At 67.3% G+C, this 16,881-nt stretch carries 19 protein-coding genes; 8 read left to right on the top strand and 11 right to left on the bottom strand.

Translation table 11 applies throughout. From position 1 onward, the window contains the following. The first annotated feature begins 103 nt into the window (after nucleotides 1-103). Both N8I71_RS11000 and glnA read left to right on the top strand, forming a co-directional pair. Nucleotides 104-442 (top strand): P-II family nitrogen regulator, encoded by a 339-nt coding sequence (locus tag N8I71_RS11000; RefSeq protein ID WP_262878032.1) that lies wholly within the window; start codon nucleotides 104-106, stop codon nucleotides 440-442. Nucleotides 443-537: 95 nt separating this feature from the next. Next, nucleotides 538-1,944 carry a type I glutamate--ammonia ligase gene (glnA, locus tag N8I71_RS11005; protein WP_262878033.1) on the top strand — a complete coding sequence of 469 codons (1,407 nt, stop codon included), beginning with the start codon at nucleotides 538-540 and terminating at the stop codon, nucleotides 1,942-1,944. A gap of 72 nt (nucleotides 1,945-2,016) precedes the next feature. On the opposite strand, the gene N8I71_RS11010 is transcribed toward glnA, so the two are convergent. From N8I71_RS11010 to N8I71_RS11055, 10 genes are all read right to left on the bottom strand, one after another. Beyond that, a complete protein-coding gene (locus tag N8I71_RS11010; RefSeq protein ID WP_262878034.1) occupies nucleotides 2,017-2,211 on the bottom strand; it encodes an urease subunit beta in 195 nt (64 codons plus the stop codon). 183 nt (nucleotides 2,212-2,394) lie between these two features. Further along, nucleotides 2,395-2,607 carry a hypothetical protein gene (locus N8I71_RS11015; protein WP_262878035.1) on the bottom strand — a complete coding sequence of 71 codons (213 nt, stop codon included), beginning with the start codon at nucleotides 2,605-2,607 and terminating at the stop codon, nucleotides 2,395-2,397. Between the two features lie 54 nt (nucleotides 2,608-2,661). Then, entirely contained in the window at nucleotides 2,662-3,339 is a 678-nt protein-coding gene (scpB, locus tag N8I71_RS11020; RefSeq protein ID WP_262878036.1) for an SMC-Scp complex subunit ScpB, read from the bottom strand. A gap of 1 nt (nucleotide 3,340) precedes the next feature. Beyond that, complete coding sequence (locus N8I71_RS11025) at nucleotides 3,341-4,135, bottom strand: segregation and condensation protein A (protein WP_262878037.1); 795 nt, start codon at nucleotides 4,133-4,135, stop codon at nucleotides 3,341-3,343. Beyond that, a complete protein-coding gene (locus tag N8I71_RS11030) occupies nucleotides 4,128-5,144 on the bottom strand; it encodes a glycoside hydrolase family 3 N-terminal domain-containing protein (RefSeq protein ID WP_262878038.1) in 1,017 nt (338 codons plus the stop codon). Before N8I71_RS11030 ends, N8I71_RS11025 begins: the two co-directional genes overlap by 8 nt. Nucleotides 5,145-5,162: 18 nt before the next feature. Then, nucleotides 5,163-6,209, bottom strand: a complete 1,047-nt coding sequence (locus tag N8I71_RS11035) for an SPOR domain-containing protein (protein ID WP_262878039.1) — start codon at nucleotides 6,207-6,209, stop codon at nucleotides 5,163-5,165. A gap of 99 nt (nucleotides 6,210-6,308) precedes the next feature. Further along, a complete protein-coding gene (gene argS / locus N8I71_RS11040; RefSeq protein ID WP_262878040.1) occupies nucleotides 6,309-8,039 on the bottom strand; it encodes an arginine--tRNA ligase in 1,731 nt (576 codons plus the stop codon). 75 nt (nucleotides 8,040-8,114) lie between these two features. Then, nucleotides 8,115-8,504, bottom strand: a complete 390-nt coding sequence (locus tag N8I71_RS11045; RefSeq protein WP_262878041.1) for a hypothetical protein — start codon at nucleotides 8,502-8,504, stop codon at nucleotides 8,115-8,117. A gap of 219 nt (nucleotides 8,505-8,723) precedes the next feature. Next, the gene (locus N8I71_RS11050; RefSeq protein WP_262878042.1) at nucleotides 8,724-8,948 is read right to left on the bottom strand and encodes a hypothetical protein; all 225 of its coding nucleotides are present in this window, start codon (nucleotides 8,946-8,948) and stop codon (nucleotides 8,724-8,726) included. A 56-nt stretch (nucleotides 8,949-9,004) separates the two neighbouring features. After that, on the bottom strand, nucleotides 9,005-10,180 hold the full coding sequence (locus N8I71_RS11055) for a deoxyguanosinetriphosphate triphosphohydrolase (protein ID WP_262878043.1): 1,176 nt from the start codon (nucleotides 10,178-10,180) through the stop codon (nucleotides 9,005-9,007). A gap of 122 nt (nucleotides 10,181-10,302) precedes the next feature. On the opposite strand from N8I71_RS11055, the gene N8I71_RS11060 reads away from it, so the two are divergent. The 6 genes from N8I71_RS11060 (at nucleotide 10,303) to N8I71_RS11085 (ending at nucleotide 15,982) form a co-directional block, all read left to right on the top strand. Next, nucleotides 10,303-10,629, top strand: coding sequence for a HesB/IscA family protein (locus N8I71_RS11060; RefSeq protein ID WP_262878146.1), 327 nt, complete (start codon nucleotides 10,303-10,305; stop codon nucleotides 10,627-10,629). Nucleotides 10,630-10,696: 67 nt separating this feature from the next. Next, a complete protein-coding gene (gene xth, locus N8I71_RS11065; protein ID WP_262878044.1) occupies nucleotides 10,697-11,479 on the top strand; it encodes an exodeoxyribonuclease III in 783 nt (260 codons plus the stop codon). Between the two features lie 329 nt (nucleotides 11,480-11,808). Then, nucleotides 11,809-13,119, top strand: coding sequence for a sn-glycerol-3-phosphate ABC transporter substrate-binding protein UgpB (ugpB, locus tag N8I71_RS11070; protein WP_262878045.1), 1,311 nt, complete (start codon nucleotides 11,809-11,811; stop codon nucleotides 13,117-13,119). A gap of 68 nt (nucleotides 13,120-13,187) precedes the next feature. Continuing rightward, on the top strand, nucleotides 13,188-14,072 hold the full coding sequence (gene ugpA, locus N8I71_RS11075) for a sn-glycerol-3-phosphate ABC transporter permease UgpA (protein WP_262878046.1): 885 nt from the start codon (nucleotides 13,188-13,190) through the stop codon (nucleotides 14,070-14,072). Continuing rightward, nucleotides 14,072-14,920 (top strand): sn-glycerol-3-phosphate ABC transporter permease UgpE, encoded by an 849-nt coding sequence (gene ugpE / locus N8I71_RS11080; protein WP_262878047.1) that lies wholly within the window; start codon nucleotides 14,072-14,074, stop codon nucleotides 14,918-14,920. The genes ugpA and ugpE overlap by 1 nt, the downstream gene beginning before the upstream one ends. A gap of 3 nt (nucleotides 14,921-14,923) precedes the next feature. Then, nucleotides 14,924-15,982 (top strand): ABC transporter ATP-binding protein, encoded by a 1,059-nt coding sequence (locus N8I71_RS11085; protein ID WP_262878048.1) that lies wholly within the window; start codon nucleotides 14,924-14,926, stop codon nucleotides 15,980-15,982. A 253-nt stretch (nucleotides 15,983-16,235) separates the two neighbouring features. Here the strand turns inward: N8I71_RS11085 and N8I71_RS11090 are convergent, their stop codons facing one another. Beyond that, nucleotides 16,236-16,658 carry a hypothetical protein gene (locus N8I71_RS11090; RefSeq protein WP_262878049.1) on the bottom strand — a complete coding sequence of 141 codons (423 nt, stop codon included), beginning with the start codon at nucleotides 16,656-16,658 and terminating at the stop codon, nucleotides 16,236-16,238. Between the last annotated feature and the right edge of the window lie 223 nt (nucleotides 16,659-16,881).

The following is a 16,881-nucleotide window of genomic DNA, read 5'->3' on the forward strand; positions in this document are numbered from 1 at the left end:
ATCCCGATGGATGCCGCAACTCGATCAGGCTACCCGATGGACGCCCCTCTCACAAAGTGGTGTCACCGGCTACGCGGCGCGGCGGCGAGGAGGAAGAAGCCCCATGAAAAAGATCGAGGCGATCATCAAGCCCTTCAAGCTCGACGAGGTGAAGGAAGCGCTCCAGGAAATCGGTATCCAGGGGCTCAGCGTCACCGAGGTGAAGGGGTTCGGTCGCCAGAAGGGCCATACCGAGCTTTATCGCGGCGCCGAATATGTCGTCGATTTCCTGCCCAAGGTGAAGATCGAGGTCGTTCTCGCCGACGATATGGCCGACGCGGCCATCGAGGCGATCATCGACGCGGCCAAGACCGACAAGATCGGCGACGGCAAGATTTTCGTATCCGACATCAGCCAGGCGATCCGCATCCGGACAGGCGAGTCGGGCGAGGACGCGCTCTGACGCACCTTCGGGGCGCGGCATAGGCGGACGGCACAACCATCAACCCATGCGGGCACCGGCCCGCGGATCAGACCAAACGTCAAGGGAAGGTCACGATGAGCAAAGACAGCGTTTTGAAGATGATCAAGGACGAGGATGCGGCCTATGTCGACATCCGCTTCACCGACCCGCGCGGCAAGCTGCAGCACGTCACGGTGATGGCCGAGCTCGTCGACGAGGACTTCCTTGACGAAGGCTTCATGTTCGACGGCTCGTCGATCGCGGGCTGGAAGGGTATCGAGGCATCGGACATGAAACTCATGCCCGACACCGACAGCGCCTATGTCGACCCCTTCTATGCCGAGAAGACGATCTGCATTCACTGCACCGTGGTCGAGCCCGACACCGGCGAACCCTACAACCGCGACCCGCGCGGCACCGCGCTCCTGGCCGAGGCCTACCTGAAGTCGACCGGCATCGGCGACGCGGCCTATTTCGGCCCCGAGGCCGAGTTCTTCGTGTTCGACGACGTCCGCTATGCCGTGACGATGAACAAGGTGTCCTTCGAAGTCGACGCGGTCGACGGCGCCTGGAACACCGACACCGAGTACGAGATGGGCAACATGGGCCACCGCCCGGGCGTCAAGGGCGGCTATTTCCCCGTGAACCCGATCGACCCCGCCCAGGACCTGCGCTCGGAAATGCTGTCGACGATGAAGCGCATCGGCATGAAGGTCGACAAGCACCACCACGAGGTCGCGTCGAACCAGCACGAGCTGGGCCTGATCTTCGACTCGCTGACCAAGCAGGCGGACGAGCTTCAGAAGTACAAGTACATCATCCACAACGTGGCCCATGCCTACGGCAAGTCGGTGACCTTCATGCCGAAGCCGATGGCCGGCGACAACGGCACCGGCATGCACGTCAACATGTCGATCTGGAAGGACGGCAAGCCGCTCTTCGCGGGCGACAAGTACGCCGATCTCTCGGACGAGGCGCTGTACTTCATCGGCGGCATCCTCAAGCACGCCAAGACGCTCAACGCCTTCACCAACCCGTCGACGAACTCTTACAAGCGCCTGATCCCGGGCTTCGAGGCCCCGGTTCTTCGCGCCTACTCGGCTCGCAACCGCTCGGGCTGCGTCCGTATCCCGTGGACGGAAAGCCCGAAGGCCAAGCGCGTCGAGGCCCGTTTCCCCGACCCGTCCGCGAACCCCTACCTGGCGTTCTCGGCCCTTCTGATGGCCGGCCTCGACGGCATCCAGAACAAGATCCACCCCGGCGATCCGTCGGACAAGGACCTCTACGACCTGCCCCCCGAGGAGCTGGCCGACATCCCGACCGTCTGCGCGTCGCTGCGCGAGGCGCTGGAGTCCCTGGAAGCCGATCACGACTTCCTGCTCAAGGGCGACGTCTTCACCAAGGACCAGATCGAGGGCTACCTCGCGCTGAAGTGGGAAGAGGTCTACGCCTTCGAGCACACCCCGCACCCGGTCGAGTACAAGATGTACTACAGCTGCTGAGCTGCGGTCGCGATCACACGAAAAGGGGCGCCCGAGGGCGCCCCTTCTTCTTTTGTCGGCGGCGTCCCGGGTTCAGTGCCGGCTCGACTGCCATTCGCCGGGGACGTGGCGGACGTTGCGCTGCGCGCGCTCGGCCTGCTCGGCCTTGAACGCCGCCAGTGCGCGGTCATAGCTGCTGCCGCGCGCGATGCGGTTGAGATGAAGGTGCTGCCCAACGTTCTCCGGACGGGGAACGAGTTGCAGGATCCTCTGCACGATCCGTTGCATGCTCTGCCTCATGTTTTTTTCTTTTGTTCTGCGGGTCTGGCCCGGCTCACAGGTGTCCGCGCCAATTGTGGCGGAATCTGGGCAGCCGCCACCGGATGCCGATGGCACGACGACGTGTGTGGCCGCAGCGCCACCGGGGCGCGCGGCCGATGCCACGAAAAGAAGGAGTGCGGAAGGCGCCGGTCAGAAGCGCCCGATACGGCGCGCAAGCCGCATGGCCTGCCGGGCATTGCGCTTGGTATTGCGCACCTGCGCGCGCTGCTCACCGCTCAGTTCGGCCTGCTCGCCGCCACCGCCGGTGCGCCGCGCCATCTGTTCGGCCCCGAAGTCGATGCCCTTGCCCACGACGCGGGACACGACCTGGCGCATGACCATGTTGATGAGACGATCCATCATTCCTGCCCGATGTTTTTTTCCTTGCCAGCATCATAGCGGCAATTGTGGCGAAAATCAGACTTCGTCCTCGTCGCCGGGCTCCTGCTCATCCTCGAAAAGCTCGCCCGTCTCGTCTTCGGGCAGGTCCGGTGCATCCTCGCCCGGGGGCCGGCTTTCCAGCAGGCCCGCCTCGCGCAGTTCCTTCAGCCCCGGCAGGTCGCGCGCGCTCTCCAGCCCGAAATGATCGAGGAAGCCCTGCGTCACGACATAGGTCACGGGACGCCCGACCGTCATGCGACGCCGCCCGAAGCGGAGCCATCCAAGCTCGATCAACTGGTCCACCGTGCCCCGGCTGACGGACACGCCGCGGATCTCCTCGATCTCGGCGCGCGTCACCGGCTGGTGATAGGCGATGATGGCGAGCGTCTCGATCGCCGCGCGGGAGAGCTTCCGCGTTTCCACCGTCTCGCGCGCCATGAGATAGCCGAGATCTGCAGCCGTCCGGATCGCCCAGGCATCTCCGACGCGCGCCACCGTCACGCCCCGACCCTCGTAGCGGCGGCGCAACAGCTGCACCGCCTCCGCCGGGTCGCAGCCATGGGGCATCCGCGCCGCCATCTCGGCCACGCTCATCGGCTCGGCGGAGGCAAAGAGCAGCGCCTCGACCATCCGCTCCTGCTCGGCCAGGGGCGGCGCGCGGAACAGGCTGTCGCGCGGGGCCTCCTCGGTGGTGTCCTCGGGACGGTCGTTCACCTCAATCCCTCCGTTTCAGCTGGATCGGTGCGAAGGTCTCGGACTGGCGCAGCTCGACCTTGCCGGCCTTGGTCAGTTCCAGCGCCGCGGCGAAGTTGGCGGCCGTGGCCGAGCGGCGGCGCTTGGGGTCCGTCTCCCATCCCTGGGGCAGGAAGCTCATGAGATCGGTCCACTCCGCCGCGCTGCCGATCAGCGGGCGCAGCCGGTCGAGCGCCTGCTCCATCGTGAAGACCGACTCCCGGTCCATCGCGTAGGGGCGGAAATCGTCACGCGTGCGCACGCGCGCGTAGGCTTGCAGAAGGTCGATCAATCCCGCCGTATAAACCACGCGCCGCGCCGTCGAGATGCTCTCGGGCATGCCGCGCACGAAGCGGTCCTGCCCCAGCCGGTCGCGCCCCATCAGCCGCGCCGCGCAGTCCCGCATCGCCGCCAGCCGCTCCAGCTGATAGGCCAGATGCGCGGCGAGGTCCTCGGCGCTCGGCCCCTCCTCGCCCGGCTCGGGCGGCAGCAGCAGCCGCGACTTCAGATAGGCGAGCCATGCCGCCATCACGAGGTAGTCGGCGGCCAGTTCCAGCCGCATCGCGCGCGCCTTCTCGATGAAGGCGAGGTATTGTTCGGTCAGAGCGAGGATCGAGATCTGGCGCAGGTCCACCTTCTGGGTGCGCGCGAGGTTCAGCAGAAGGTCGAGCGGACCCTCGAACCCGTCCACGTCGACGACCAGCGCCTCCTCCGCGCGGCGCGAGGCAACGGCATCCCAGTCCTGCGCGTCGTTTGCCGGAACCGGCGTGTCAGCCATGACCGTCCCCATCGAGAAGGTCGGCAAGGTCCGCCTCGACCGCCTCGATGTCAAGCGGCTCGGCCCGGGCCCTGAGCGCGAGCGCCGCATCGCCGCGCGCCAGCTGGTCCTCGTCGAGCGCGCCCGCCTCGGCCAGCACCTCCTCCATCTCCGGGCGCCTGCCGTTGCAGTGCAGGATCAGGTCGCAGCCCGCCGCCCGCGCCCGTGCCGCGCGCTCGCCGATGGGTCCCGGCAGCGCCCCCATCGACAGGTCGTCCGTCATCAGGAGACCGGAAAACCCGATATCCTCGCGGATCAGCCGGATCATGTCTGGCGAAAGGGTGGCGGGCCGCTCCGGGTCGAGCGCCTCGTAGACGATATGCGCCGTCATGCCGAGCGGCAGGTCCGCAAGCGGCCGGAAAGCGGCGAAATCGACGGCCTCCAGTTCCTCCCGGGGGGCGGTGACGCGGGGCAGCGTCTCGTGGCTGTCCACCTCTCCGAGCCCATAGCCGGGAAGGTGCTTCACGACGGGAACCACTCCCCCCTCGATCAGGCCCAGCGCGACCGAAAGTGCGGCCTCGGCCACCGTCTCGGCGTCGTAGCCGTAAAGGCGGTTCAGCAAGACGGGGTGCGTGCCGGCCCGCGCCACATCGGCCAGTGGGGCGCAGTTCACATCGATGCCGACATCCCGAAGCTCCGCCGCGATCAGGCGCGAGCGCAGGTACATCGAAGTCGGCCCGTGCTCGGGCCCGGCCTTCGCCATCTGCTCCAGCGGCGGCGACCATTCGCGCCAGTGCGGGCCGCGCAGGCGCTGGACCCGGCCACCCTCCTGGTCGATCAGGATCGGCGCATCGCGCCCCACGGCCTCGCGCAGGTCGGACGTCAGACGGCGCAGTTGCGCCGGGGTCTCGATGTTGCGCGCGAAGAGGATGAAACCCCAGGGCTGGGCGGCGGCGAAGAAAAGCGCCTCCTCCGCCTCGAGGATCGGACCCTCCAGACCGAGGATCGTCGCGGATACCGGTGTGCTCACCCCCTGCCCGCCCGCGCCCTAGCGAACCGTCACGGGGATGCAGGCGACCCCCTCGGCCACGAGCACCGCGCAGAAACGACGCGAGGCCGCGAGGTCGTCGAAACCGGCGGCCCGCAGCCGGAAGAAGCTCTGCCCTCCCGACGCCGCCTCCTCGATCACCCGGGGCCGGTCGGCGAAATAGTCGGGGAAACGCAGGGCGAGCCGCTCCCATTCAGACCGCGCGATATCCGTCGTGTCGAAGGCGCCAAGCTGAACCAGCCGCGTGCCGTCCGGCAGCTCCGAGACGGGGATTTCCACGACCGCCGCCCGGGCCGCCGCCTCGGTCATCGGCGCGGCGGAAGTGCGGACGACGGCGCTCATCGGCCGGAAGGCGGGGCGCAGCGACCGGGCGACGCCGGGCACGGAGGCCGGGATCACCTGGAGGCTCGCCGGCGCCGCGGCGGGCGGCGTATCGGGCGCGGCGGCGACATCTTCCCCGGCCGCGGCCGGCGCGGGCCCCTGAAGGCCCGGCTGTGCTTCGCGCAGCAGACGCTCGATCAGGGCCGCGGTGTCCGGCGTGGCCGATGTCGAGGCGCTGTCGTCTTCCGGCGCGGGCGCCCCGAGGGCGGCAACAGCGGTCTCCTGGCCGGATTCGGCCACGGGCTCCGCCGCCTGGGGACGTGGTGGCGGAGGCAAGGTGCCCGCACTCCCCGTCTCGAAGCGGATTTCCTGAAGCTCCACGGGCGGCGGCGCCAGCACGAGGCGGTCGGGCACCGGCTGCGCCTCCTCGCCTTCGGCGATACGGTTGACGGCAAGCCCTTGGTGCGGGGCCTGCGTGCCGCCGGGATCGGCGGGCGGCTCGCGCATCGGGCCCTCGATCGCCTCGATCACCGGCACGCCCGAGACATCGCGCATCATCAGCTGGACGGCCCAGACGCCCATGCCGAGCACGAGGCCCAGAGACACCAGGGCCCCCGCCCAGTTCACCAGCGCGCCAAGCCGCGACGCGGCCGGGGCCGCGGCGCTGGCGCGCGCATGCCCGGCGTCGAACTCGAAGCCATCGTCGAAATAATCGGTGTCTGCCATGCCTGACCTCATGCCGCCCGGGTCCCGGACGCATGAAGGATCACGCCCGCCGGATCTGATTATTTCTGCTCGATCCGGCCTGTCGGAGGGTTCGATCCCCTACATCTTGTCGGCCGGTTTGACACCCAAGATACCAAGACCGTTCGAAATGACAATCGCCACGGCCCGGATAAGCGCCAGTTTCGCGCGGGTTGTGGCCACATCGTCCTCCTGGAAGAAGCGGAGCTCGGCCTGCGCGTTGCCGCGGTTCCACAGCCCGTGGAACTCCGAGGCGAGGTCATAGAGGTAGAAGGCGATGCGGTGCGGCTCATGGCCCTGCGCCGCGATCTCCACAAGACGCGGCCATTCCGAGACCTTCGCCACAAGCGCGAATTCCGCCGGGTCGGCGATGGCCGAAAGGTCCGCAGGCTCGCCTGCGTCGATGCCCGCCTCGGCCGCCTTTCGCAACACCGACGAAATCCGGGCATGGGCATACTGCACGTAGAAGACGGGATTGTCCTTCGACTGCTCCAGCACCTTGTCCACGTCGAAGTCGAGCGGCGCGTCGTTCTTCCGCGTCAGCATCACGAAGCGCGTGACATCGGGGCCAACCATCTCCACGACATCGCGCAAGGTCACGAAGGTGCCCGAGCGCTTGGACATCTTCAGCTCCTCGTCGCCACGCTTGAGCTTGACGAGCTGCATCAGCTTGATGTCGAGCGGCACGCGGTTCCCGCTCAGCGCCGCGACGGCGGCCTTCATGCGCTTCACGTAGCCGCCGTGATCGGCGCCGAAGATGTCGATCAGCTCGTCGAAGCCGCGGCGCACCTTGTCGTAGTGGTACGCGATATCCGGAGCGAAGTAGGTCCATGACCCGTCCGACTTCATCACCGGCCGGTCGACGTCGTCGCCGTACTCCGTCGACCTGAACAAGGTCTGGACCCGCGGCTCCCAGTCCTCGGGCGTCTTGCCCTTGGGCGGCTCCAGCGTGCCCTCGTAGATCAGGCCCTTGCCCTTCAGGTCCGCGATCGCCGCCTCGATCAGGCCCGTGCCGTAAAGCGACTTCTCGGAATAGAAGACGTCCATCCCGACGCCCAGCAGCGCAAGATCCTGCCGGATCAGCACCATCATGGCCTTGGTCGCGAACTCCCGCACGGGAACCAGCCAGTCGCCTTCATCTTTCCCCAAATACGCATCGCCCACCTTCGCCTTGAGCGCTTCGCCGACCGGAACGAGATAGTCGCCGGGATAGGTCCCGTCCTCGAAGGCCACGTTCTGTCCGTGCGCCTCGAGGTAGCGCAGGTAGACCGACCGCGCGAGCACGTCGACCTGCGCGCCGCCGTCGTTGATGTAGTACTCCCGCGTCACCGCGTGCCCCGTGAAGTCCAGAAGCCGCGCAAGCGCGTCGCCGAAGACCGCGCCGCGCGTGTGCCCGACATGCATGGGCCCCGTGGGGTTCGCGGAGACGAATTCGACGTTCACCCGCCGCCCCCGCCCGAGGTTCGAGCGCCCGAATTCCGCCCCCTCGGCCAGCACCGACAGGACCACGCCCCGCCACGTCTCGCCCGAAAGCCTGAGGTTGAGGAAGCCCGGCCCCGCCACGTCGGCCGAGGCGATGCGCGCGTCCTGCGCCAGCTGTCCGGCCAGCGCCTCGGCGATGTCGCGCGGTTTCATGCCCGCGGGCTTTGCCAGGACCATCGCGGCATTCGTCGCCATGTCGCCATGGGCGGCATCGCGCGGCGGCTCCACCGCGACATTCGACAGGTCGAGCCCGGCGGGCAGCGTCCCGGCCGCCATCATCGCGTCGAGCGCGGCGATCACGGCCTCGCGGATATCGGAGAACAGGTTCATCTCGGGGATACCTCGGGTTGACGCCCGGCGGTGTATCACGGGCAGGGCCGAGGTCAACGCCGCTCGGGGTCCGCCTCAGGCGTCTTCCAGCGGCGGCTCGGCCCTGCAACTCGACAAGGTCATGCCGAGCCCGCGCAGAACGACGACCACGGACCCGGCCTCCGGCCCCTCTCCGAAGAAGATGCGGGCCTCGAACTCCGTCCCGTCCTCGGCGGTGCAGGCGCCGTCGTAGAGGAACTGTTCGGGCAGGCCCCGCAGCCGCGTGGGGTTCGACAGGGCGCAGCAGGCGCCATCGAAACAGAGCTCGGGGAAGGCCAGGCGCGCCTGCGTCGTACCGGCGGCGCCCTCCCCCTCGCCCGCGCATTCCTCGAAATAGGTGCCGTCGATCGGGAAGGCCGCGACCGTGCGAACGATGGCGACGGCGGCAAGGGCCGCCAACAGCGGCAGAAGGACGATCCGTCTCATTTCGGTGTCTCCGGGGCTCGCTCCTCGGGCGCCAGTGTGCCGAAGGCGGGCTTCGGGATCAACCTCGCTGGCCGGCGTGCACCCTGGCGCCCCGATATCAGCCCTCCGCGCCGCAGACGAAACGTTCCTCCAGCTCGCCCGAGCGCATCACGAGGTCACCGTCGGCATCGAAGAACAGCACCGCCGTGTCGGGTTACGGTCCCGATCCGTGGTCGCAATTCATCGTGTACTGCACCGCGCCCGCGGGGTCGCCAGAGGACGCGCATCGCTCAGCGTGCAGGGCGTCTCTTTGCAGGCGACCGTCTCGCCCTCGATGGTCAGGGCGGCGCAGGGCCGATCGTCACGGAAGCCGCATTCGCAGACGCCGTCGAACCCCTCGGCGAAGGCCACGGGCCCGGCGAGGGTCAGGACGGCGACGGCGCAGATGGTGCGCGGTCCGGACATGACGCGTTTCCCTCCCGACGACACTCGGAACCCAGCGTCTTTTTCGGCAGCGTTCGCTAGAGGTTTTCCATGCCGCCCAGGCCCGGAACGCTGCGTCCGAAGACCCGCGCATGGGTCTGCAGCGCGAAGCGGTCGGTCATGCCGGCGATATAGTCCGAGACGATCCGCGCGAGCGCCGTCTCGTCGCCCGAGATGGCCTCCACATCCTTGCGCCACTGCTTGGGAAGTTCCTCGGGGTTGTCCATGAAGAAGGGGAAGAGGTCGGCCACGACACTCGTGACCTGCGCGCGCATCTCGACCACGGCGGGCGCGCGGTACATCCGGCGGAAAAGGAAGGCGCGGATGACCTTGAGATCCGCGAAGAGCGCGTCGGAGAAACACACCACCGGCCGTCCGGCGGCGCGGATGTCGGTCACGTTCCGGGGGGCGAGTTCGGCGAGGCGCGCGGCGGACTGGGCCAGCACGTCCTCGACCAGAAGGCCGAAGAAACGGCGCAGCGCCTCGTGGCGGCGACGATAGTAGTTCAGGCCGGGATAGGCCCTGTCCACCTCGGCGAAACAGGCATCGAGGATCGGAAGCTCGGCCAGCTCGTCGGTCGAGAAAAGCTCGGCCCTGAGCCCGTCGTGAAGATCGTGGTGGTTGTAGGCGACATCGTCGGCCAGTGCCGCCACCTGCGCCTCGGCGCTCGCATGGGTGGCGAGTTCGAGGTCGTGATGCGCGCAGTATTCGGCCAGCGCCCAGGGCACGGGCTCGGCCACGGGACCATTGTGTTTCGCAATCCCTTCAAGGGTTTCCCAGGTGAGGTTCAGGCCGTCGAACTCGGCATAGTGACGCTCGAGGTGGGTCACGATTCTGATCGCCTGCGCGTTGTGGTCGAAGCCGCCATAGGGCGCCATAGCAGCCGAGAGCGCGTCCTCGCCGGTGTGCCCGAACGGCGGATGCCCGAGGTCATGGGCCAGCGCCACGGCCTCCGTCAGGTCCTCGTCGAGGCCGAGCGCGCGCGCCATGGTTCGGGCGACCTGCGCCACCTCCAGGGAATGCGTCAGGCGGGTGCGGAAATAGTCGCCCTCGTGCTCCACGAAGACCTGCGTCTTGTGCTTCAGCCGCCGGAAGGCCGAGGCATGGATGATCCGGTCGCGGTCGCGCTGAAAGGGCGAGCGAAACGCGCTTTCCTCCTCGGCCACGCGGCGGCCGCGGCTCTGGCCGGGATCGCAGGCATAGATGGCGCGCATGTTCCGTCTCCTGTCGTCGGACCGGCACGGGCGCTCCTTGCCCGGCCTGCCCCTCTCCCATATATTTCATGAGCGCGGAAATCGACCGTTCCCGACAGGAGCCCCCTCCAATGACCCTGACGCTGACCATGCCTCCGAAAGTCACCGACCGCGCCTTCGCGCGTCTGGCCGAGATCAACGAGGCCGCAGGCGAGGCCAAGGCGTTGCGCGTCGCGGTCGAGGGCGGCGGCTGCTCCGGCTTCCAGTACGAGATCAAGCTCGACGAGCCGACCGACGACGACATGGTGCTGGAGGGACAGGGCCAGAAGGTCGTCGTGGACAGCGTCTCGCTGCCGTTTCTCGCGGACGCCGTCATCGACTTCACCGAGGAGCTGATCGGCGCGCGCTTCACCATCGAGAACCCCAACGCCACCTCCTCCTGCGGCTGCGGCACGTCCTTCTCGATGTGATCCCCTGCCCGCTTGGCTTCGCGCGTCCGAGCGGGCAAGACTGGCCCCGAAACACGAGGGACGGGCCATGAAGATCGCGACATTCAACATCAACGGTGTGAAGGCCCGGATCGAGGCGCTTCTCGCCTGGCTTGAAGAAGCGCAGCCTGACGTCGCTCTGCTGCAGGAAATCAAGTCGGTCGACGAGACCTTCCCGCGCGAGCCGATCGAGGATCTGGGCTACAATGTAGAGACCCACGGCCAGAAGGGTTTCAACGGCGTGGCGATCCTCTCGAAGCTTCCGCTCGAGGACGTGGTCCGGGGCCTGCCCGGCGACGACGGCGACGAGCAGGCACGCTGGATCGAGGCCACGGTGACCGGCGACAAGGGGGCGGTGCGGGTCTGCGGGCTCTACCTGCCCAACGGCAACCCCGCGCCCGGTCCGAAATACGACTACAAGCTCTCGTGGATGGCGCGGATGCGCGACCACGCGGCGGCGCTCCTGGAAACCGAGATGCCGGTCGTGCTCGCGGGTGACTACAACGTCATCCCGCAGGACGAGGACGCCGAGAAGCCCGAGGCGTGGCGGGCCGACGCGCTCGCCCTGCCCGAAAGCCGCGCGGCCTTCCGGCGCATCCTGAACCTCGGCTACACCGAGGCGATCCGCACCCGCAGCGCCGCCCCCGGCCTCTACACCTTCTGGGACTACCAGGCCGGCGCGTGGGAGCGGAACAACGGGATCCGCATCGACCATCTGCTGCTCAGCCCGCAGGCTGCCGACCTGATGACCGACGCGGGCGTCGACCGGCAGGTGCGGGGACGCGAGAAGCCCTCCGACCACGTGCCGGTCTGGATCGACCTCGCAGCCTGAAGGCGGCGCCCCTTGCGAGGGGGCCTTGCCCCCTCGCGCTCCCCCGCGCGTATTTTCGGAAAGATGAAGCAGGCGGAGCCCGCAAGCGGATCATGTTGATTCGACGGGATATCGCGGGGCGTGTCCGGCGCGCGCTGGGGGGGGGGCGCACAAGGCGCGAGGCGCGATTCCTTTCTGTCTTGCAAACGAAATCCGTCGCCGTAACACTTCCGTCACATAACACCGATAACGAGACCACCGGGGGCGGCGACTGCCGTGCCCGGCACCTGAAGACATTGTAACCGACAGGATGGCCGGTTGTCCGTACGACCCGGCCGGAGGAGAGACACATGACCTTCCGCGTAATCGCGGCGGCCACGGCCGCCAGCGCGCTGGCCTTTTCTGCGCAGGCCCAGGACCGCACCGAGATCCAGTTCTGGCACGCCATGGGCGGCCAGCTCGGCGAGCGCACCGACGCATTCGCCACGGATTTCAACGCCATGCAGGACCAGTGCACCGTCACCACCGTCTACCAGGGCGACTATACAGAGACCATGACCTCGGCCATCGCCGCCTTCCGCGCCGGCGAGCAGCCGCAGATCGTGCAGGTCTTCGAGGTCGGCACCGCCACGATGATGGCCGCCGCCGCGAACGGCGCGGTCTACCCGGTTCACCAGCTCATGGCCGACCAGGGCATCGACTTCGACGAAAGCTCCTACCTGCCCGGCGTGATCTCCTACTACTCCGACACCGAGGGCAACCTCCTGTCGCTGCCGTTCAACTCGTCGACGCCCGTCATGTGGGTGAACCTCACGGCCTTCGAGGAGAACGGCCTCGAGATCCCGACGACCTGGGACGAGGTCATCGAAGCGGCCCGCGTGCTCAAGCAAGCCGGCTTCGCCTCGCCCTTCGGCCAGGGCTGGCAGAGCTGGACCATGATCGAGAACTACTCGGCCTGGCACGACCTGCCGATCGGCACGATGGAGAACGGTTTCGCCGGAACCGGCACCGAGCTCCTGATCAACAACGAGCATGTCGTGAACCATATCCAGCGCCTCGCCGACATGGCCGAGGAAGGGCTCTATGCCTATGGCGGCCGTCGCGGCGACTCCCGTCCGCAATTCGTCAACGGCGAAGCGGCGATGTGGATCAACTCCTCCGCCTATTTCGGCGGCTTCCTGAACGACATCCAGGACTTCGAGTTCACGCAGGTCCCGATGCCCTACGACCCCGCCGTCCGGTCCGAACCGCAGAACTCGGTCATCGGCGGCGCGACGCTCTGGGTCCTGCGCGGCCATGACGACGCCGAATACGCCTGCACGGCCGCCTTCCTCGACTTCCTGGCGACCGCCGACCAGCAGGCCGAATGGGCCATGGCGACCGGATACGTTCCGATCACCACCGCCGCGGCCGACCTGATGGAGAGCCGGGGCTTCTTCGCCGAGAACCCGGGCACCGATGTCGCCATCACGCAGCTGACGCTCAACGAGCCCACGCCCAACAGCCGCGGCCTGCGCTTCGGCAACTTCGTGCAGATCCGCGACGTGATCAACGAAGAGCTGGAAGCCGTCTGGTCGGGTCAGAAGACCGCGCAGGAAGCGATGGACGCGGCGGTTTCGCGCGGCAACGAGCTTCTGCGCCGCTTCGAAGCCGCCAACTGAGACCGTGATCAAGGAGCCGGGCGGGGGAAGATCCTCCGCCCGGCCTCACCTGCCACGAACGGACCCCAATGCAAAAGCGCGTCGTCTTCCGCAACTGGTGGCTTCCCTACCTTCTCGTCGCGCCGCAGGTCGCGGTGACGCTCGTGTTCTTCATCTGGCCGGCCTACCAGGCGCTCGAATCCTCGCTCTACATCGAGGATGCCTTCGGCTTCTCCCGCAACTTCGTCGGACTTGAGAACTTCGAGGCGCTCTGGCGCGATCCCTCCTACCTGCGCTCGTTCCGGACCACGCTGGTCTTCGGCCTGTCGGTCACGGTGCTGTCGATGGGCATGGCGCTGGCGCTCGCGCTGGCGGCCAACCGAGTGATCCGCGCGGCCACGACCTACCGTACCTTCCTGATCTGGCCCTATGCCGTCGCCCCGGCGCTGGCGGGCGTGCTGTGGTTCTTCATGATGAACCCCTCGCTCGGCATCGTCGCCTACTGGCTCGAGGCGGTCTTCGGCTACGACTGGAACCACTACGTCAACGGCAACCAGGCCCTGATCATGGTGATCATCGCGGCGGCGTGGAAGCAGATCTCCTACAACTTCCTGTTCTTCCTTGCGGGTCTCCAGTCGATCCCGAAATCGCTGATCGAGGCCGCGGCGATCGACGGCGCCTCGCCCGCGCGACGCTTCTGGACGGTGGTCTTCCCGCTCCTGTCGCCCACGACCTTCTTCCTGCTGGTGGTGAACCTCGTCTACGCCTTCTTCGACACCTTCGCGATCATCCACGCGACGACGAGCGGCGGGCCCGCGGATTCGACTTCGATCCTCGTCTACAAGGTCTACAACACCGGTTTCGTCGGCCAGGACTACGGATCCTCGGCGGCGCAATCGGTCGTGCTGATGGTGCTGGTCATCGCCATGACGGCGATCCAGTTCCGCTTCGTCGAGCGAAAGGTCACCTACTGATGGTCGAGAACCGCCCGCTCCTGACGTTCCTCACCCACGCGGTCCTGATCCTCGGGGTCGCTTTCCTGTGCTTCCCGGTCTGGATGGCGCTGGTGGCCTCGACCCATCCGGGCGAGGCGCTCAGCCGGTCGCCCATTCCGCTTTGGTTCGGCGACCAGGCGGTGGAGAACTACACGCAGCTTCTGACCGGCGGCGTTCCCGCCACCGGCGGCGTGCCGCTGTCGCAGATGTTGTGGAACAGCTTCGTCATGGCCATCGGCATCACGGTCGGCAAGATCGCGATCTCGCTGACCACCGCCTATGCCATCGTGTATTTCCGTTTTCCGTTCCGGATGGTGTTCTTCTGGCTCATCTTCATCACGCTCATGCTGCCGGTCGAGGTGCGGATCCTGCCGACCTATGATGTCGTGGCCTCGCTGGGAATGCTGAACACCTATTCGGGCCTGATCATCCCGCTGGTCGCCTCGGCGACGGCGACCTTCCTCTTCCGGCAGTTCTTCCTCACCGTACCCGACGAGCTGGTGGAGGCCGCGCGGATCGATCGCGCTGGGCCCTTGCGGTTCTTCTGGGACATCCTTCTGCCGCTCAGCCGCACCAACATCGCAGCGCTCTTCATCATCCTCTTCATCTACGGCTGGAACCAGTATCTCTGGCCGCTCCTCATCACCACCGACCAGGACCTCTATACCATCGTCATGGGCATCCAGCGGATGGCCAACGTGGGCGAGGAGGTGCCGATCTGGCACTACACGATGGGCACGGCGATCCTCGCGATGATCCCGCCCGTCTTCGTCGTCCTGGCGATGCAGCGGCTCTTCGTGAAGGGCCTCGTGGAAAGCGAGAAGTAAGACATGGCCGAGCTGACGCTGAACAACGTGGGCAAGATCTATCCGGGCGGCGTGACGGCCGTCTCGGGGGCGAGCTTCGACATCGCCGATGGCGAGTTCATCGTTTTGGTCGGCCCCTCGGGCTGCGGCAAGTCCACGATCCTGCGCATGATCGCGGGGCTGGAGGAGATCACCGAGGGCGAAGTCTCGATCGGCGGCCGGGTCGTCAACCGGCTGGAGCCGGGCGAGCGCGACATCGCGATGGTGTTCCAGAACTACGCGCTCTACCCGCACATGACGGTGCGGCGGAACATGGAATACGGCCTGCGCAACCAGGGAATGCCCCGCCCCGAGATCGACCGCCGCATCGCCGAGGCCGCGCGCACGCTCCAGATCGAGCCCTATCTCGACCGCAAGCCCCGCGCGCTGTCGGGCGGGCAGCGCCAGCGCGTCGCCATGGGCCGCGCCATCGTGCGGGAGCCTGCGGTGTTCCTCTTCGACGAGCCCTTGTCGAACCTCGACGCCAAGCTGCGGACCCAGCTGCGCGCCGAACTGAAGGACCTTCACACGCGGCTGGGCGCGACCTTCGTCTTCGTCACCCACGACCAGGTCGAGGCGATGAGCCTCGCCGACCGGATCGTGATCATGTCGGCGGGCCGGATCGAGCAGATCGGCACGCCGATGGAGCTTTACCGAACCCCCGCGAGCCGCTTCGTGGCCGAGTTCATCGGCGCGCCGCCCATGAACGTCTACGACCTCGGCAGCCCCGGCGGTCAGGCGCTGGCCACGCTGGCCGGATCGATCCCTCAAGGGGCGAAACTGGCGGGCGTCCGGCCCGAGGCGCTGTACATCTCGCGCGAGGGGCCTTCGGGCGACGTGATCCTGGTCGAGGCGCTGGGCGCCGAGAGCCTCATCCACCTGCGCATGGGCGAGGACCGGATGATCCTGCGCGGCGGGCACGACAGCCGGACGGTGGAGGGCCAGACGCTGCACATCGGCGCGGACAGCGGGGCGATCACCTTCTTCGACGGAAACGAGCGCGCCATGGAGAACGGGGCGCCGGCACTCCGGGTGGTGGAGTAGGAAAGAGGCCGTTTTCGGTCAGGATGCACCCCGACGGCCCGGGCCCTGCCTGCGGCGCGTCGAGCACGGCAACCGGTGGCCTGCGCCGCGCCAGGACGTGCCGCCCACTGCGGGGCGAACGCGTGCCGGAAACCGCCCGATCCTGTCCGGCCCGAGCCTTGTCGTGCAACGGACGAGCAGGAGCTGCGGGCAAATCCGGGCTGCCTCTTGTCGGCGAGGCGCACCGGTTCCCCGGCCTGTCGCGGACCTTGTCCTACTGCACCCGCTGGAAGTTCACCTCGCTGCTACCGGCGATCGTGGCATGGATCCTCATGCCGTCGAAATAATCCACGATCCACGTTTCCGAAGGCGGCGGGGCCATCGCGCGTCCCAGGTAGGTCTTCGGTTCGTAGTCCGTGGGATAGAAGTGCAACCAGTTCTGTGCGACTTCCCAGTTGCCCCATTGCATCGCCATAAGGTCTCCCAGGACCGACAATCGCTGGTAGGTCCCGTTCGGAAAAAAGATGACCTCCGAGCCGATCGTGGCCCCGCCCATGACGGTTTCGTAGCCCTGCCACCGGCCAGCGAGTCTTCCTGCGTCCAGCATCTGCTGGCCCACGGCCGGACCCGCGACCAGCGCCACACACGCGGCGAGGAGAACGGCACGTATCGCGTCCAACGAAAAAGCACTGCGCATTTCCCACCTCCCAAGTGCACATTCGCCATGACGTTGAAGAATGTCCTTTCGGCGGTTCGCCTGCGTTGATCAATGTCAATCAACCGATCCGCCCGGCAGCGACCTGTGGTCTTCGATCGGTCCAGCTCCGACCGGATGCCTCAGCGCCTGGTCAGGCAGGACCGATGATCTGCGGATGGCGGATCGGCGGCCTTGTGCGCGCGCCACACCGGGTTGCACCTGT

This window comes from Roseicyclus sediminis, assembly GCF_025515305.1.
In the GTDB taxonomy this organism is placed as follows: Bacteria; Pseudomonadota; Alphaproteobacteria; order Rhodobacterales; family Rhodobacteraceae; genus Roseibacterium; species Roseibacterium sediminis.

Excerpts from the sequence above, each read along its gene's own strand:
- N8I71_RS11015 (WP_262878035.1), bottom strand. The coding sequence starts at position 2,607 with ATGATGGATCGTCTCATCAACATGGTCATGCGCCAGGTCGTGTCCCGC.
- N8I71_RS11050 (WP_262878042.1), bottom strand. The coding sequence starts at position 8,948 with ATGTCCGGACCGCGCACCATCTGCGCCGTCGCCGTCCTGACCCTCGCC.
- N8I71_RS11000 (WP_262878032.1), top strand. The coding sequence starts at position 104 with ATGAAAAAGATCGAGGCGATCATCAAGCCCTTCAAGCTCGACGAGGTG.
- ugpB (WP_262878045.1), top strand. The coding sequence starts at position 11,809 with ATGACCTTCCGCGTAATCGCGGCGGCCACGGCCGCCAGCGCGCTGGCC.
- N8I71_RS11025 (WP_262878037.1), bottom strand. The coding sequence starts at position 4,135 with ATGGCTGACACGCCGGTTCCGGCAAACGACGCGCAGGACTGGGATGCC.
- xth (WP_262878044.1), top strand. The coding sequence starts at position 10,697 with ATGAAGATCGCGACATTCAACATCAACGGTGTGAAGGCCCGGATCGAG.
- N8I71_RS11010 (WP_262878034.1), bottom strand. The coding sequence starts at position 2,211 with ATGCAACGGATCGTGCAGAGGATCCTGCAACTCGTTCCCCGTCCGGAG.
- N8I71_RS11055 (WP_262878043.1), bottom strand. The coding sequence starts at position 10,180 with ATGCGCGCCATCTATGCCTGCGATCCCGGCCAGAGCCGCGGCCGCCGC.
- ugpA (WP_262878046.1), top strand. The coding sequence starts at position 13,188 with ATGCAAAAGCGCGTCGTCTTCCGCAACTGGTGGCTTCCCTACCTTCTC.
- N8I71_RS11045 (WP_262878041.1), bottom strand. The coding sequence starts at position 8,504 with ATGAGACGGATCGTCCTTCTGCCGCTGTTGGCGGCCCTTGCCGCCGTC.
- N8I71_RS11035 (WP_262878039.1), bottom strand. The coding sequence starts at position 6,209 with ATGGCAGACACCGATTATTTCGACGATGGCTTCGAGTTCGACGCCGGG.
- N8I71_RS11090 (WP_262878049.1), bottom strand. The coding sequence starts at position 16,658 with ATGCGCAGTGCTTTTTCGTTGGACGCGATACGTGCCGTTCTCCTCGCC.
- argS (WP_262878040.1), bottom strand. The coding sequence starts at position 8,039 with ATGAACCTGTTCTCCGATATCCGCGAGGCCGTGATCGCCGCGCTCGAC.
- ugpE (WP_262878047.1), top strand. The coding sequence starts at position 14,072 with ATGGTCGAGAACCGCCCGCTCCTGACGTTCCTCACCCACGCGGTCCTG.
- glnA (WP_262878033.1), top strand. The coding sequence starts at position 538 with ATGAGCAAAGACAGCGTTTTGAAGATGATCAAGGACGAGGATGCGGCC.
- N8I71_RS11085 (WP_262878048.1), top strand. The coding sequence starts at position 14,924 with ATGGCCGAGCTGACGCTGAACAACGTGGGCAAGATCTATCCGGGCGGC.